Genomic DNA, 15,192 nt, shown 5'->3' with positions numbered 1-15,192 from the left:
GGCCCATTCTAATGGCACACGGCGGTTAACACGGATTAAAACCTTGCTGCGTGCAAACGCGCAAAAAATACCGGAGAATACGTGAATCTGTCGGCTTATCCGACGATTTAGACCCCTGCGTCGCTCAGCACCGCGGCGCGCAGTTCGTCGATGCCCATGCCCTTCTCGCTGCTGGTCACATGGACATGCGGATAGGCGGCGACGTGTTTCCTGGCTTCGGCTTCGGTCGCCGCGACAACTTTCGCCAGCTCGCTCGCCTTGATCTTGTCGGCCTTGGTCAGGACTACGCGATAGCCGACCGCCGCCTCGTCGAGCATTGTCATCATCTCGCGGTCGACATCCTTCAGCCCGTGGCGGCTGTCGACGAGGACCAGATTGCGGGCCAGCACCTGCCGCCCGCGCAGATATGTGCGGACCAGCTTGCGCCATTTCTCGACCACCGCGACCGGTGCCTTGGCGAAACCGTAGCCGGGCATGTCGACGAGGCGGAACAGCGTCGGCTCGCCCACTTCGAAGAAGTTCAGCTCCTGCGTGCGGCCCGGCGTCACCGAGGTACGCGCGATCGCGCGGCGGCCGGTCAAAGCGTTCAGCAGCGAGCTCTTGCCCACATTGGAGCGCCCGCAAAAGGCGATTTCCGGCACGTCCGGATCGGGCAGGAATTTGAGCTGCGGCGCGGAGAGGAGGAAATCCACCCGACCGGAAAACAGCTTTCCCGCCCGCTTTACCAGGGCCGCCTGTTCGGCCTGTTCCGCTTCGCTCGTCACCCGTTCGCCTTGGCGGCGGCAGCCGCTTCCTTCTCGGCCTTTTCCTTTTCCGCCGCCGCGCGCAGCTGCGGGTGCTTGGAATAGAGATATTTCTGCTGCGCCAGCGTCAGGATGTTGCTGGTGTTCCAGTAAAGCAGCAGGCCGGCGGCAAAGGGCGCCATCACGAACATCAGAATCCACGGCATGATCGAGAAAATCTGCTGCTGAACCGGGTCCATCGCACTGGGGTTCATCTTGAAGGTGAGCCACATGGTGAAACCGAGCAGCAGGGCCAGCACCCCGATGCCGAAGATGATCATCAGGAAGCCGGGCACTTCGATGCCGAGAGCCGCCAGTCCGTTGGCGAGGTTCCACGGATCGGGCGCGGAGAGATCGTGGACCCACAGGAACTTCTCGTGCCGCATTTCGATCGCGAGGATGAGCACTTTATAGAGCGCGAAGAAGATCGGAATTTGAAGGATCAAGGGCAGGCAGCCGGCGAGCGGATTGACGCCTTCGTCCTTGAACAGCTTCTGGATCTCCTGCTGCTGCTTCGTCCGGTCGTCCTTATATTTTTCCTGCACCGCCTTCATCTTGGGCTGAATCGCCTTCATCGCGGCCATGGAGGAAAACTGCTTCTGCGCGACCGGGAACATCAACCCGCGCACGACCACCGTCAGAAGAATGATCGCGACGCCGAAATTGCCGACCAGCCCATTGAAGGTTTTGAGCAGCCACAAAAGCGGCTTTTCGAACCAGCGGAACCAGCCCCAGTCGATCGCGAGGCCGAACTGCGCGATGCCCGCGTCCTGATAGGCGTCGAGCACCGAGCTTTCCTTGGCGCCCGCGAACAGGCGCGTGGTACTGGAGGTCTGCTGACCCGCGCCGACCGTCATCGGATCATGGATCAGATCGGCGCGGAACAGGTCGTTGCCGAGGCTGCGGAAATCGGCGCGGAACTCCGCCGTCTGGACCGGGACCAGAGCAGAGAGCCAGTAAATGTCCGTGAAGCCGAGCCACGCCGCGCGACCCGGAGCGGCCACGGTGCCCGCTTCGGCGACGTCGTCGTAATCATTGTCGTAATCCGCCGATCCGTCGAACACGCCGATCGGGCCGGAATGCGCGATCCACATATCCTGCGTCGCGGTCTCGCTCGTCCGCGCGATATAGGAGAAGGGCTGAACCACCGCCGCGCCCGCGCCCGCATTGCCGACGGTCTGCTGAGCGGTGATCATGTATTCATCGTCGATCGACAGTTCGATCCGGTAACGCAGGCCATCCTCGCCGGTGCGCGTCAGCACGACCGGGCTGTCGGGCGAGAGCACGTCGCCATCGGCCTGCCAGGTCGCGCCCATCCCGGCGCGCTGTCCGTTGGCGAGGAAGCCGAATTCGGCCCATTGCTGGGTCTCGGTCCCCTCGGGCGAAAACAGGCGGACGTAGTCGGACCCCGGCTCGGTCGTTTCGCGATAATGCGTAAGCACCAGATCGTCGATCCGGGCGCCTTCCAGATTGATCGAGCCCTGCACGCTCGGCGCATCGATCCGCACTCGATTGCCGCCGCGCAAGGCGGTCGCGAGATCGACCGGGCGCGCTACCGGCCCCGTGCCGACGGTGCCAACATTGCCGCCATCGGCGACCGCGGCGTTTTCTGCGGGCGTATCCGCCTTTTCCGCCTGCTGGACCTCGACCGGCTGCGGATACAGCCAGCCCATGGCAGCGTCCCAGCCGAACAGCAGCAGCGCCGAAAGGACCACTGCCAGGATCAGGTTGCGCGAATTGTTCAAGATCGATCCCATCCGTCGATTTGCCTGCCGGGCGAGATGGGGGCCGGCAGGTGTATTGGCAAGGTATATCAGTCCGAGAAAACGAAGCCCCGGGCCTAGCGAGCCGGTCAGGGAACCGGATCGTGGCCGTGGCCGCCCCACGGGTGGCAGCGCAGTATACGCTTCGTCGCCAGCCATCCACCCCTGATTGCACCGTGTTTGCTGAGCGCTTGCACAGCGTATTCGCTGCACGACGGGGAGTAGCGGCAGGTAGGTGGCAGGATGCGGCTCGGCCCCCATTGCCAGGCACGCGCGATCCAGATCAGCGGATATTTCATGCCAAGGCCTTGGCGGGCCGCCCGCCCTTGCGGCGTGGGCCGCGATGCGGAGGCCGTCGCCGGTCCCCCTTGCCCGCAGCGGCGCGCGCCAGCGCTTCGTCGAGCTCGGCCGACAGCGCTGTAAAATCGCGCTCGATCCCGCCGTCACGCCCGATGAGGACATGATCGTGATCGGCGAGACCGCGTTCCGGCAAAGCCGCGCGCAGCAATTCGCGGAAGCGCCGCTTCATCCGGTTGCGGACCACGGCATTGCCGACCTTCTTGGTCACCGTGATCCCGAATCGCTTACCCCGCCCTCCATTGGGGTGGGCCAGCAGCACAAAGCCGGGCCGCGCCACGCGCAATCCGCGATTCGCGGCCAGAAAGTCGGCGCGCTTGCGGATGGTGGAGGGCGGAGCGGGCATTTCGTGAGGATAGCTTGGAGCGAAGGGAGAGTCTTTGGGTTTTGCTAACCCGCCTGCGCGGGTTAGTCCTCGGCGCTGATCTTCCGCTTCGCTTCGGGCGACTGCGAGCGCGCTTGCGACCGGCTAGTCACCGGTCGGGATCGGTCACCGGCCACCATCTCGCTCGCGGCTGACACGCGCACGAAAACGGGCTCCATGGGGAGCCCGCAAGGCCGATTGGCCGCTATCGACGCCGTCGGGCGCGAAGGTAATGCACCCGCCGAAGCGGGCGCTTCTGGATTACGCGCAGAGGTTCTTGCGGCCGCGCTTGCGGCGAGCGCGCAGAACCTTGCGGCCACCGGGAGTCGCCTTGCGGGCGAAGAAGCCGTGGCGACGGGCGCGTACAAGGTTCGAAGGCTGGAAAGTCCGCTTCATCGGATCGTCCTTAAAAAAATCGGGTTCGAGGCGCGGATATGCCGCGCCAACAAAAAGGGCCGCCCGTCGAGGCGACCGCTGACAGGAGGCGCGCTTAGAATAGCCGCGCCCCTCCGTCAAGCCTCTAACAGATCACGACACTTCGAGCGAGAGGTAGGCAATCCGCGGGTTTTGCACGCGCGGTTGCGGAGCCGAAGCCCGCTCGACCGGGGCGCGATAACCGACCCAGTCGCGCATTTCTGCCGCGCGCATCCACCGCGCACGATGGTGGGGCACCGAATTGGTCATCGCATAGAAGGCACGCGCCTGCCGATCGTCCATGCCCATTTCGCGATAATAGTCGAGATAGGTGCGATTCTGCGGCGCATCCATGGCGAAATCGTCCGCCTCGCGACCGTATTCGTCGCGCCAGCTATGGACGGCGAATTCCGCCCCATTGTCGATGCGGCGCTCGACGCCCGCCAGGAACAGTTCCACCGCGCCCGAACGGACCGAGCCGTTGGCAGGCACCACGGTCGACAGGCCCGCGCGCCGGATCATGCGCCCCAACTCCAGATTGGCACGATCGTCCAGCGTCCCCGGGCATTCGACCATTTCCAAGCGAGCCAGACCTGGATGATCGCGCAGCAAACGCGCGAACTGCGCGGGGCTGCGCGAATCGGTCTCGCCCAACAACATGACTGTCTGGCCATCGACCACACGGAAGGGGCCGTATTCGACCGCACCATAGCTCGGCCGCACTCGGTGCGATTCGACGAAACGCTGAGTGTGCGGCTGGGGCGCAGAAGCGCGCACGCTCTGCGCGGGGCGCCAGACTGGCAGATCGGCTGGCTCGGCGGCGTAAAGCAGTGGCTGTCCGGCCAGCGGCACGTTGGGCCGAGCATAGGCGATCCGGGGCTGCAAGGTTTCCTGCACTACCGGCTGGCCGGGAAGGTAGATCATGCCGAGCGATTGAGCCGCGGCGGGCGACGTGCCGATGAAGGTAGCGGCGAAGGCGGCGAGAGCGATAGGAGCGGAGCGGGTCATGCATCCGGTATCGCCGTGCGGACTTGCAAAGCTGCCAACGCCTTTGGCTAACGGGTTTTTACCTTGCTTTCAAAAGCATCCGTCTTCGACCGCGTCCCCTCTCGACAGGCCGCGCTTTGCGCCGCACAAGGATGATTAACAGGGGATATTTTTCGGGGGGTTCGCTTGGTCGCACTGGTTCGTACGGTGGCCTATCTCGGCCTGGAGGCGCGCGCCGTGGAGGTGCAGTGCCAAGTCGCGCCCGGTCTGCCGCGCTTCGCGGTGGTGGGCTTGCCGGACAAGGCGGTGGGCGAAAGCCGCGAGAGGGTGCAGGCCGCGCTGTCCGCGATGGGGCTGGCGCTGCCGCCCAAACGGATCACGGTGAACCTGTCTCCAGCCGATCTGCCCAAGGAAGGATCGCATTACGATCTGCCGATCGCGCTGGCGCTGCTCGCGGCGATGGGTGTTACCGATGCCGAGCAGCTGACCGAATATATCGCAGTCGGGGAACTCGCACTCGATGCGCGGATCGTGCCCTCGCCCGGCGCGCTTCTCGCCGCGATCCATGCGAGCGAGCAAGAATGCGGCCTGATCTGTCCGCGCGCCCAAGGGGCCGAAGCCAAATGGGCAAGCGAGGTTCCGGTCATCGCCGCGCCCGATCTTGCCAGCCTGTTAAATCATCTGAAGGGCACGCAAAGACTACCCGATCCGAAGCCCGGCGAGATCGAGGCAAACGCACCGGGGCCGGATTTGAAACGCGTCAAAGGCCAGGAAACCGCCAAGCGCGCGTTGGAAATCGCGGCGGCGGGTGGACACAATCTTTTAATGATCGGGCCGCCGGGTGCAGGCAAATCGCTTCTGGCAAGTTGTCTGCCCGGTATTCTGCCCGACCTCTCGCCTGCCGAGGCGCTGGAAGTCAGCATGGTCCAGTCAGTCGCGGGCACGCTCGAAGAAGGCCGGATCAGCCGCGCGCGCCCGTTTCGCGCACCGCATCATTCGGCGAGCATGGCGGCGCTGACCGGCGGCGGCCTGAAAGTGAAGCCGGGCGAAGTCAGCCTGGCGCATCTCGGGGTGCTCTTTCTCGACGAATTGCCCGAATTCCAGCGCCCGGTGCTCGATTCGCTGCGCCAGCCGCTTGAAACCGGCAAGGTCGATGTGGCGCGGGCCAATGCGCATGTGAGCTTCCCGGCGCGCGTCCAGCTGGTCGCGGCGATGAATCCGTGCCGTTGCGGGCATCTCGGCGATCCGGCGCTGGCGTGTTCGCGGGCGCCGCGCTGCGCGGCTGACTACCAGTCGCGGGTATCCGGGCCGATGCTCGACCGGATCGATCTGCATGTGGAAGTCGATCCGGTCAGCGCCGCAGACCTCGCCCTTCCCCCGCCCGCCGAAGGCAGCGCCGAGGTCGCGGCACGGGTCCGCGCAGCGCGCGAGCGGCAGACAGCGCGATTCGAAGACAGCGGCGCGCGCAGCAATGCGGAACTGGATGGGGACGCGCTCGACCGCTTCGCCGAACCCGACGAAGCGGGGCGCAAATTGTTGATGCAGGCCGCCGACGCCATGCGCCTGTCCGCGCGCGGCTATGTCCGGATACTGCGCGTCGCCCGTACGATCGCCGATCTGGCAGGCGCAGAGACTGTGGGGCGCATCCATATCGCCGAAGCGCTCAGCTATCGTCGCCAAGCTCCCCGCGCCTGAGTATCCCCAGCGCCTGATCAATCCGCATAGGGCGTGTTCTTGAGGAGTTTGCGCGTGTAATCCGGCGCGCCATCGTCCCACCAGACAGGGCCGCGTTCGCCGAGGGCGATTTTCGCCTCGTGCACCTTTGCCCGTGCGGCTTTTTCAGCCTCCGCGTCGCCGTTTCGTTTGGTGGCAGCGACCGAACGGCGCGCATCCATCAGGGCATCGACCCAGCGCTGGCGCTCGTCCTCGTCCAGCGAGGGGTCGCTGGACCGCCACAGCCTACCGCGCACGACGATGTAGCGGCCGTCGGGCGTGCGCTCGGGTCCATCAGACGAACCCCCTTCGCTCAGGCAGCGCCTCTCAAGCCGTCACGGGTCGCCATGTCGCCGCGCGATACCGGAGCGACCGGCTCCGCCTGCGAGCCATCGGCGCGCTTGCCGACATTCGCCCTCTCGACCAGCGCAAGGTCTTCAGGGCCGAGAATGCGTCCCTCCTGCGACAGGATCGAGACCGGGCCGATCGGCAACCGGTCCCGCTCGTCGACAAGAACCGGGTTCTCGACCACTTCGGCACCGTATTTCTGCCCCCATTGGCGCAGCGCGATCATCGCGGGCAAAAGGTCCATCCCCTTGTCGGTCAGCCGGTATTCGATCTTGCGGCGATCTTCCGCCATCGGCTGGCGCCCCAGAATCCCGTGTTCGACCAGCCTGCCGAGGCGGTTCGACAGGATATTGCGGGCGATCCCCAGCTCGCTCAGAAATTCTTCGAAATGATGCAGGCCGTTGAAGCTGGCGCGCAGGATCATGAAGCTCCACCGCTCGCCCATCACCTCGAGCGCCATCGGCAGACCGCATTCGGTCAGTTCGCGCAGCGGTTCCCGAATTTCGCCCATCTCATCCTCAATTCGCATCACGCCAAACCGGCAACCTAAACGGATTTTGCGCCTTGGCAAAATTATCGCACATTTAAGGTTGCAAATCGAGACCTATCTAAGTAAGTAGCGATTCGCAACTGGTTGCATAATGCAACTGGCTTTTGAAAGGACCACTCTCATGGCTTTCTTCGCGTCTCGTCCGCATTGTGCCGGTTTCGCCCCGGTCGCCCACCTCTCCGCAGCCACGCTCGCCCTCGGCTATACTTTCGCCGCTTTCGGTGCGGTGCTTGCGCCCTCCCCCGCTGCGGCGCAGTCCGGCGCGTATTACGTCGCCGAGCTCGCCCAACCGGTCGAAGATACGCGCGCCGTGGCGGGCGGCGTCGCGTGGCGCTGTGCCGAGACGACCTGCGTCGCGCCCAAGGCGTCGAGCCGTCCGTTGCGGGTGTGCCGCGAATTGCAGCGCAAGGTCGGCCAATTGGCCAGCTTCACCGCCAAGGGCGAGGCTCTGGACGCCGAGGCGCTCGCTCGCTGCAACGGCTGATCACCGCCACGATCGCGTAACCGCTCCCTCTCCCAGAGAAGCGAGACCCTGTCCCGGCGTTCGCATCGCGAACGACCGGGACCTTTTATTGCGGGCCGAGCAATCCGCGCGATTCGAGATCGGCGCGCAGGGTCGGCGCATCGCGAAAATGGTGGACCTGCCAGCCGAGCGCGCGCGCCGCGGCGATATTGTCCGCATCGTCGTCGATGAAGAGCGTGGCCTCGGGATCGTGGCCGAATCGCTCCGCCGCCAGCGCGAAGATAGCGGCATCGGGCTTCGCGATCTTCTCCTTGCCGGACACCACGATCACGCGGAACAGGTCGAAGATCGGCGCAGTCGGGCGAAACCCGTCCCAGAACTCCGCGCCGAAATTGGTGATCGCGAACAGCGGCAAGCCCGCCGCGTCGAGGTCGCGGACGATTTCGAGGCTGCCGGGGACCGGGCCGGGAATCGTCTCATTGAAGCGTGTGGCATAGGCCCCGATCGCGTCGGCATAGTCGGGATATTCCGCCTGACGCTCGGGCACCATTTCGCTCAGCGGACGCCCGGCGTCGTGCTGGAAATGCCATTGCTCCGTGACGACTTCGGACAGCAGGAAGTCCAGCCGCTCCTCGTCATCGATCATTTTTTCGAACAGATTGCGCAGGTTCCAGCGGTAGAGCACGCGCCCCACATCGAATACGATTGCCTCGACGTCCCGATCGCGCCCGGTTTGCTGCTTTGTTTGCAACATCATGTCTCCAAATGCGAAAGGCCCGCACTCCGTGAAGGAGGCGGGCCGTTCCTGTCGCTCGCAGACCCATACGGGGTCCGCGCGAATCGCTTAGCCCTGGCGGGCCTTGAAGCGGCGATTGGTCTTGTTGATGACGTAGGTGCGACCGCGACGACGGATCACGCGGCAATCGCGGTGGCGGTTCTTCAGCGATTTGAGGCTGTTGCGGATCTTCATCGGTTCTCTCGAGTCTGTGCAGCGCGCGGGCCGCTCTCAAAAACAAGCGCGCGCCGGAGATAGGCTCCGACGCGCGGATTTCAAGCCGGGCGGTTAGCCGCGCCGGGCCGCCACGTCAATCGTTTAGCGGCGCGGTCCGCTCTATCCCCCGCACAATCCGATGCCCCGCCCACGCTCAACGCGGGGCCCCGGGCGTCGCATGATCGCCGCCGGGACATTGTAACGCCTTCGGGCGTTCGGTCCCTATAACTCTTTTCGCTCCGCACGCCCGACCGAAGGATTGCATGATGAACCGATCTGTCCCCACTCGCCTTCTCGCCGCAGCCCTGCTGGGTTCGGCGCTGGCCCTTTCCGCCTGCGCATCGACCCGCGCAGGCCCCGTCGAAGTCACGCGTTTCCTCGATCCGGCAGCGCGCGCGCAATTGGGCCAAGGTTCGATCTTCGTGACCGGCTTTGGCGCAGAGGACACACTCGAACTCGCGCCCTACAAGGCGGCGGTGGCGCGCGAACTGGCGCAGGCCGGCTATAACGAAACCGCGCGCACCAGCGCGGGCCAGATCGCGGAAGTGCGGGTCACGCGGTACGAGCTGGGCCGCAACGGCCAGCGCAGCCCGGTAAACGTGGGCGTCGGCGGATCGACGGGCACCTACGGGTCGGGCCTCGGACTCGGCATCGGAATCAATCTGGGCGGCGGAGGCGGCGCGCAAGTCGGCACCGAAATGGCCGTCGTCATTCGCGAAGCGAGCGGCGGGCGCGTGTTGTGGGAAGGCCGTGCCGACTTCACCGCATCGGAAAACTCGCCCCTTGCGGAACGCGCTGCCAGCGCCCAGACGGTCGCCGCCGCGCTGTTCAGCGATTTTCCCGGCAATAATGGCGAAACGATAGAGGTCGAGGTCCCGTAACGTGAGCGATATTCGCATCGATTCCGCATTCGACAGTGGCAATATCGAGGTTCTCTCGATCGACGGGGCGAGTGCGAAACTCGCCATCCCGCTGGATGATCATTCCGAGTTCAAGCAGTGGTTTCACTTCCGCGTGTCGGGCGCGGAAGGGCGCGAGCTGGAGCTCAAGATCACCGGACTCAACGACAGCGCCTATCCCGGCGGCTGGCCGGACTATGACGCCGTGGTGTCGGAAGATCGCGACTATTGGGGCCGCGCGCGCTCCAGTTTCGACAAGGATGCCGATAACGGCACGCTGACGATCCGCTATACGCCCGCCAGCGACCTGGCCTGGTTCGCCTATTTCGCGCCCTATTCGATGGAACGGCACCACGATCTCGTATCCGAAGCGGCGGCGAGCGAGGGCGTTTCCCACCGTACGCTCGGCTCCTCGCTCGATGGACAGCCGATCGACTGCCTCAGCCTCGGAGATGGGGATATGCAGGTCTGGCTCTATGCCCGCCAGCATCCCGGCGAAACGATGGCCGAATGGTGGATGGAAGGCGCGCTCGAAGTGCTCACCGATCCGAGCGACAGCGTGGGCCGCAATCTACGGCAGAAATGCTGCTTCCATATCGTACCGAACTGCAATCCAGACGGATCGCGCAACGGCAATCTGCGGGTCAACGGCGTGGGCGCGAATTTGAACCGCGAATGGGCGGAGCCGAGCGCCGAACGCTCGCCCGAAATTCTCGCGATCCGCAATGCGATGGACGAGACCGGCGTCGATTTCGCCATGGACGTCCACGGCGACGAGGCGATCCCGGTGGCCTTCCTCGCCGGGTTCGAAGGCATTCCGAGCTGGACGGACGAGCAGGGCGAGAAATATTATCGCTTTGAAAAAATCCTCGACCGGCGCAGCCCGGATTTCCAGACCGAACAGGGCTATGTGAAATCGAAACCCGGCACGGCCAATCTGAAGATAAGCACCAATCAGGTGGCGGAACGCTTCGGCGCGTGTGCGATGACGCTGGAAATGCCCTATAAGGACAATCCGGCCAATCCCGAGCTCGATCAGGGCTGGAGCCCGGAACGCTGCAAGATGCTGGCGCGCGACTGCCTCGCCAGCCTGCTCGAATATCTGGAAACCGACGCGAAATAGGGCGCTCAGGCCACCATCGGCTCCAGAAGCCGGATGGTGCGCGCCTGCGCGTCAATTTCGACCTCGCCCCCGTGCGGCAGGCTGAGCTGATTGCTCAGATGGCCGATATTCGCGCCGACGAAGGCGGGAATGCCCAGGGGCGCGAGGTGCGTGTCCAGCACCTCGTCGAGCGAAAAGCCCTCGTAATCGGGATCGGTCGTTGCACAGGCACTGCAACGGCCGAACACCACGCCTGCAAGCCGCCCCAGTACGCCTGCGAGCGATAAGTGCTGGAGCATCCGGTCGATCCGGTACTCCGCTTCTGCGATGTCTTCGAGGAAAAGGACCGCACCGTCGAAATCGGGCAGCCAGGGCGTGCCCATCAACGAGGTCAGGACGGTGAGATTGCCGCCCAGCAGGCGACCGCGCGCACGGCCCGGCGTGATCGTGCGGCCGAGCGGCAGCGGTCGACCGGGCTCTTCCTGTGTTCCGCCCAGCACTGGCGTCTCGCCAGTGAAAGCCATCCGCCACAGGCTGTTCCAGCTATTCTCAGGCCAAGAACTCGCCGCATTGGGCGCGTGCAGCGACATGAAGCCAGCCCGCTTCGCGATTGCGAGGTGCAGCGCGGTGAGGTCGCTGAAGCCGATCAGGAGCTTGGGATTGCGGCGGATCGTTTTCCAGTCGAGCAAAGGCAGGATCCGCGCCGAGCCCCAGCCGCCCCTCACTGCGAAGATCGCGCTGATGTCCGGATCGGCGAACATCGTGTCGAGGTCGCTCGCCCGCGCGGCATCGTCCCCTGCAAGATAGCCGGAGGTGTCGGCGACATGCTTACCCAGCCGGGGCACCAGACCCATCCCGCGCACGGTGAACAGCGCATTCGCGATCTGGCGCTCGGACACCGCGCTGGCAGGGGCGACGAGGCCGACCGTGTCGCCCAGGCGAAGGCGTGACGGCTTGCGCAAACCGCGCGCCAGCGAGGGCGCGGGCAGCAGCGGGCTCGCCGCAAGCGCCGCCAATCCGCCCAGCGCGGCGCGGCGTGTGGTCACGTCAGGCTCGCTGGTCCGAAAGCGTGGGGGAGCAGATCGGACAATTTCACGCGCTGCACCGCGTCCGGCCCTACGCAGAGCACGTCGGGATCGGTGCCGCCCAATTGCGCCAATTCGTTCAGCACCTGGCGGCAGCGCCCGCAGGGGGTGATCGGCATGTCGCCCGGCCCCGTCACCGCGACCGCTTCCAGCCCGCCGCGCACGCCGCCATCCATGGCCTTGGCCACCGCCACCGTCTCCGCGCAGAGCGCCAGGCCGTAGCTTGCGTTTTCGATATTGGTGCCCGTCACCACGCTGCCATCGGCGAAGCGCAAGGCCGCGCCCACAGCAAACCGGGAATAGGGCGAATAGGATTGCGTCGCGGCCTTGCGGGCGGCGGCGATGAGATCGTCGTCTGTCATGCTTTCGCTCGTATAGGGTCCGGCCCGGCTTGTCGAAGCCCAGTCATACCCTGGGGCCACGTTCAGGGGCGAACCACCACCCAGCGCAGCGGCTCCTCCGCCGCTTCGGTCTGCAACTCGCCATTGGCGGTCCAGAGCAGCCAGGGCCGCCCGCCGTAATCGGGTTCGAACCAGTCCCGCTCCAGCCACAGATTGCGCTCGATCCGGGCGGCGATCCCGTAATGCTCCTCGAAGGCGGGCGAGACCTTCAGAATCACCGGCTGGCCCGCATGGGCCTCGATCTGGTTGACCAGCGTCATCAATTCGCTCTGGATCGCGGCGCGGCTGACGCGCTCCGGGCAATCCTTGGCCGTACGCTCCAGAGCGATCGCAGGCGGCAGCATGTCGGCATCGCGCGGGACCATGGTGACGAAATTGGCGGACTGCCCATCGGCGGGCACGCAGGGATCGAACACGAGGACCGCGCCGACCTGGAGACCGGCAGCCCGCGCGGCCTCCACATTGTCCGGAAAGCTGCGATCCTTGGTCCGCGCGCCCTCGCTCGCCTTCAAATAGGCGAAATTCGCGCCCAGCCCTTTCAGCGTCGCGAAGGCCACGGGGCCGTCCTCAGCCGTGACCATCGCGCCCTGATCGGGCCAGGCCGCTTCGTCGGGCCGCCAGCCGCGCGCCTCCCACCAGGCCCAGGCCCCGCCGACAAACGCCAGCAGCACCAGCACGGCGAGAATGCGCGCGAAGCGGCTGGTGCCCTTGCTGCGGGTACGCCGGGCGCGGCTGGGCCGCCGGCGGGATGGGCGCGCCACGTCCGCTCAGCCCTTGATGTGGAGGACGCAAATCAGCGTAAACAGGCGGCGCGCGGTCGCGAAATCGGTTTCCACCTTGCCTTCGAGCCGTTCCATCAACAGCTCGGCAGCCCGGTTGTGGACGCCGCGCCGCGCCATGTCGATCGTCTCGATCTCCGCAGCCGTGGCCTTGCGAATCGCCTGGTAATAGCTGTCGCAGATGGCGAAATAGTCGCGGATCGGACGGCGGAAGCGCGCGAGGCCCAACACCAGCTGTTCCACCGTGTTGCCACCTTCCTGCGCGATGGTGAGCGCCAGCCGCCCGTCCTGCACGGCGAGGGTCAGATCGTACGGGCCCATCGCCCCGCGTTCCACCGCGCGCAGCGGCTTGAAGCTGTTTTCCTCGATCAGATCGAAAATGGCGACGCGCCGCTCCTGCTCGATATCGGCATTGCGCCAGATGATCGTATCTTCGTCCAGTTCGATCCGGGCGATGCGGAAGTCCGCTGGGGTGGAGGGCGTTGAGTCGTCCATGATGCTCGTGCCGCCATCGCAGACGGAGCGGGTCGGGGACAAGGGGTTGATGCAGGCCGATGCCGTTTTGCGACCTTTCCACACCAACCCACAGCCGATTTCGCGCGAGGCCCCGGCCCACCCTTTCGCCCCGCCGCCACATCCCGCATGATGAAGGGATGCCCGAAACTGATCTCCTGCTGCGCCCTTCCGATTCGAAGCCCGACGCGCCCGACAACCCCGACCGCGCGCGCACCCTGCCCTCCAATCTGGAGGCGGAGGCCGCGTTTCTGGGCGCGGTGCTGATCGACAACAAGGTGATCGAGGAATTGCAGACCGCGATCCAGCCGGGCCATTTCCACGAACCGGTGCATCAGCGGATCTACGAGCGCGTGCTGAAGCTGATCGAGCGCAATTCGATCGCCACGCCGGTAACGCTCAAGCCCTATTTCGAGCAGGACGAGGCGCTGAAGGCGCTCGGCGGCATCACCTATCTCGCTAAGCTGACCGCCGACGGGCAGGGCCTGCTCGCCCCGCGCGAACTGGCGGGCCAGATCTACGATCTCGCTCTGTTGCGCGAACTGGTCAGCGTGGGCCGCACTCTGGTCGAAAATGCGCTCGACACGTCGGACGAAGTCGCCCCGATGGACCAGATCGCCAAGGCGGAAGCCAGCCTGTTCCAGGTGGCCGAAGGCGCGACGAGCGGCACGCAGGCGGAAGATTTCCGCAGCGCCTCGATCGCGGCGCTCAAGATGGCCGAAGCGGCGATGAATTCGGGCGGAGGCCTGTCGGGCAAGACCACCGGTCTCGAAGTCATCGACGACAAGACCGCAGGGCTCCACGGGTCCGATCTCATCATCCTTGCCGGGCGTCCCGGCATGGGCAAGACCTCGCTCGCCACCAATATCGCCTTCAATTGCGCCGAAGCGCATATGGAGTGGCAGCGCGATGGCGGCACGTTCAATTACGGCGCGCCGACCGCCTTCTTCAGCCTGGAAATGAGCGCCGATCAGCTCGCGACGCGTATTCTGGCCGAACAGGCCGAGATTACCAGCGAGGCGCTGCGATCGGGTAAGATCACGCGCGACGAATTCCAGAAACTGAGCTTTGCCAGCCAGCGCCTCGCCGAATTGCCGCTCTATATCGACGATACGCCCGCGCTTACCATCGCGGCCCTGCGCACGCGCGCGCGGCGCTTGAAGCGGCGGCACGATATCGGGCTGATCGTGGTCGACTATCTCCAGCTTCTGCAGGGGTCGGGCCGCGCGAACGACAACCGGGTCAACGAGATTTCGGAGATCAGCCGCGGTCTCAAGACGCTCGCCAAGGAACTCAACGTTCCGGTCATCGCGCTCTCGCAGCTCAGCCGCGCGGTCGAACAGCGCGAGGACAAGCGGCCCATGCTGTCGGATTTGCGCGAATCGGGCTCGATCGAGCAGGACGCCGACATGGTGTGGTTCATCTATCGCGGCGATTACTATCACGAGGCGCTGCGCCCCGACATGCCGGGCCCCGAAAGCTCGCCCGACGTGATGGAGAAATACCGGATCTGGGAAGAACGCTATCTGGAGCTGCGCAACAAGGCGACGCTGATCGTCGCCAAACAGCGCCACGGTTCGACCGGCAACGTCCCGCTGCACTTCCACAGCGAGATCACCAAGTTCACCTCGCCCGCCAAGCGCGACTATTCGGATTGGGGCGAAGGGTAAGGCCCCTTCGG

19 protein-coding genes are annotated in these 15,192 nt (G+C 65.2%); 5 read left to right on the top strand and 14 right to left on the bottom strand.

Annotated elements, in window-relative coordinates; translation table 11 throughout:
- Positions 1-107: 107 nt before the first annotated feature.
- The 6 genes from yihA to J7347_RS12185 form a co-directional block, all read right to left on the bottom strand.
- The gene (gene yihA, locus J7347_RS12210) at positions 108-764 is read right to left on the bottom strand and encodes a ribosome biogenesis GTP-binding protein YihA/YsxC (protein ID WP_209162338.1); all 657 of its coding nucleotides are present in this window, start codon (positions 762-764) and stop codon (positions 108-110) included.
- Positions 761-2,539, bottom strand: coding sequence for a membrane protein insertase YidC (yidC, locus tag J7347_RS12205; protein ID WP_245174061.1), 1,779 nt, complete (start codon positions 2,537-2,539; stop codon positions 761-763). The genes yihA and yidC overlap by 4 nt, the downstream gene beginning before the upstream one ends.
- Positions 2,540-2,634: 95 nt before the next feature.
- Positions 2,635-2,844, bottom strand: a complete 210-nt coding sequence (gene yidD / locus J7347_RS12200; protein ID WP_082851260.1) for a membrane protein insertion efficiency factor YidD — start codon at positions 2,842-2,844, stop codon at positions 2,635-2,637.
- Complete coding sequence (rnpA, locus tag J7347_RS12195) at positions 2,841-3,248, bottom strand: ribonuclease P protein component (protein ID WP_209162337.1); 408 nt, start codon at positions 3,246-3,248, stop codon at positions 2,841-2,843. The genes yidD and rnpA overlap by 4 nt, the downstream gene beginning before the upstream one ends.
- A 279-nt stretch (positions 3,249-3,527) precedes the next feature.
- On the bottom strand, positions 3,528-3,662 hold the full coding sequence (gene rpmH, locus J7347_RS12190) for a 50S ribosomal protein L34 (protein WP_067678623.1): 135 nt from the start codon (positions 3,660-3,662) through the stop codon (positions 3,528-3,530).
- 132 nt (positions 3,663-3,794) lie between these two features.
- Positions 3,795-4,688 carry an alpha/beta hydrolase gene (locus tag J7347_RS12185; RefSeq protein ID WP_209162336.1) on the bottom strand — a complete coding sequence of 298 codons (894 nt, stop codon included), beginning with the start codon at positions 4,686-4,688 and terminating at the stop codon, positions 3,795-3,797.
- A gap of 165 nt (positions 4,689-4,853) precedes the next feature.
- Here J7347_RS12185 and J7347_RS12180 point away from each other — a divergent pair, with 165 nt between their 5' ends.
- Positions 4,854-6,362: a YifB family Mg chelatase-like AAA ATPase gene (locus J7347_RS12180; RefSeq protein ID WP_209162335.1), complete on the top strand. Its 1,509-nt coding sequence runs from the start codon at positions 4,854-4,856 to the stop codon at positions 6,360-6,362.
- A 17-nt stretch (positions 6,363-6,379) separates the two neighbouring features.
- On the opposite strand, the gene J7347_RS12175 is transcribed toward J7347_RS12180, so the two are convergent.
- Together J7347_RS12175 and J7347_RS12170 are read right to left on the bottom strand one after the other, a co-directional pair.
- Entirely contained in the window at positions 6,380-6,637 is a 258-nt protein-coding gene (locus J7347_RS12175; protein ID WP_348521624.1) for a hypothetical protein, read from the bottom strand.
- Between the two features lie 56 nt (positions 6,638-6,693).
- On the bottom strand, positions 6,694-7,239 hold the full coding sequence (locus tag J7347_RS12170; protein ID WP_209162334.1) for a helix-turn-helix domain-containing protein: 546 nt from the start codon (positions 7,237-7,239) through the stop codon (positions 6,694-6,696).
- A 160-nt stretch (positions 7,240-7,399) separates the two neighbouring features.
- On the opposite strand from J7347_RS12170, the gene J7347_RS12165 reads away from it, so the two are divergent.
- Positions 7,400-7,762 carry a hypothetical protein gene (locus J7347_RS12165; RefSeq protein WP_245174060.1) on the top strand — a complete coding sequence of 121 codons (363 nt, stop codon included), beginning with the start codon at positions 7,400-7,402 and terminating at the stop codon, positions 7,760-7,762.
- A gap of 85 nt (positions 7,763-7,847) precedes the next feature.
- Here the strand turns inward: J7347_RS12165 and J7347_RS12160 are convergent, their stop codons facing one another.
- Complete coding sequence (locus tag J7347_RS12160) at positions 7,848-8,498, bottom strand: HAD-IA family hydrolase (protein WP_245174059.1); 651 nt, start codon at positions 8,496-8,498, stop codon at positions 7,848-7,850.
- A gap of 87 nt (positions 8,499-8,585) precedes the next feature.
- Complete coding sequence (ykgO, locus tag J7347_RS12155; RefSeq protein WP_007165381.1) at positions 8,586-8,711, bottom strand: type B 50S ribosomal protein L36; 126 nt, start codon at positions 8,709-8,711, stop codon at positions 8,586-8,588.
- A 287-nt stretch (positions 8,712-8,998) separates the two neighbouring features.
- On the opposite strand from ykgO, the gene J7347_RS12150 reads away from it, so the two are divergent.
- Positions 8,999-9,613 carry a hypothetical protein gene (locus J7347_RS12150; protein ID WP_233999197.1) on the top strand — a complete coding sequence of 205 codons (615 nt, stop codon included), beginning with the start codon at positions 8,999-9,001 and terminating at the stop codon, positions 9,611-9,613.
- A gap of 1 nt (position 9,614) precedes the next feature.
- Entirely contained in the window at positions 9,615-10,754 is a 1,140-nt protein-coding gene (locus J7347_RS12145) for a M14-type cytosolic carboxypeptidase (RefSeq protein ID WP_209162332.1), read from the top strand.
- Positions 10,755-10,759: 5 nt separating this feature from the next.
- On the opposite strand, the gene J7347_RS12140 is transcribed toward J7347_RS12145, so the two are convergent.
- The 4 genes from J7347_RS12140 to J7347_RS12125 form a co-directional block, all read right to left on the bottom strand.
- Entirely contained in the window at positions 10,760-11,779 is a 1,020-nt protein-coding gene (locus J7347_RS12140) for an LD-carboxypeptidase (RefSeq protein ID WP_209162331.1), read from the bottom strand.
- Positions 11,776-12,180, bottom strand: coding sequence for a cytidine deaminase (locus J7347_RS12135; RefSeq protein ID WP_209162330.1), 405 nt, complete (start codon positions 12,178-12,180; stop codon positions 11,776-11,778). Before J7347_RS12135 ends, J7347_RS12140 begins: the two co-directional genes overlap by 4 nt.
- Before the next feature lie 62 nt (positions 12,181-12,242).
- Entirely contained in the window at positions 12,243-12,980 is a 738-nt protein-coding gene (locus tag J7347_RS12130) for a glycoside hydrolase family 25 protein (protein ID WP_209162329.1), read from the bottom strand.
- Between the two features lie 6 nt (positions 12,981-12,986).
- Positions 12,987-13,493, bottom strand: a complete 507-nt coding sequence (locus J7347_RS12125) for a UPF0262 family protein (protein WP_209162328.1) — start codon at positions 13,491-13,493, stop codon at positions 12,987-12,989.
- Positions 13,494-13,651: 158 nt separating this feature from the next.
- On the opposite strand from J7347_RS12125, the gene J7347_RS12120 reads away from it, so the two are divergent.
- A complete protein-coding gene (locus tag J7347_RS12120; protein WP_067679102.1) occupies positions 13,652-15,181 on the top strand; it encodes a replicative DNA helicase in 1,530 nt (509 codons plus the stop codon).
- Positions 15,182-15,192: the final 11 nt, after the last annotated feature.

Origin of the sequence: Erythrobacter sp. A6_0 (assembly GCF_017744235.1) — a bacterium.
Classification (GTDB): domain Bacteria; phylum Pseudomonadota; class Alphaproteobacteria; order Sphingomonadales; family Sphingomonadaceae; genus Qipengyuania.
This window is presented reverse-complemented; position numbering and strand designations above follow the sequence as displayed.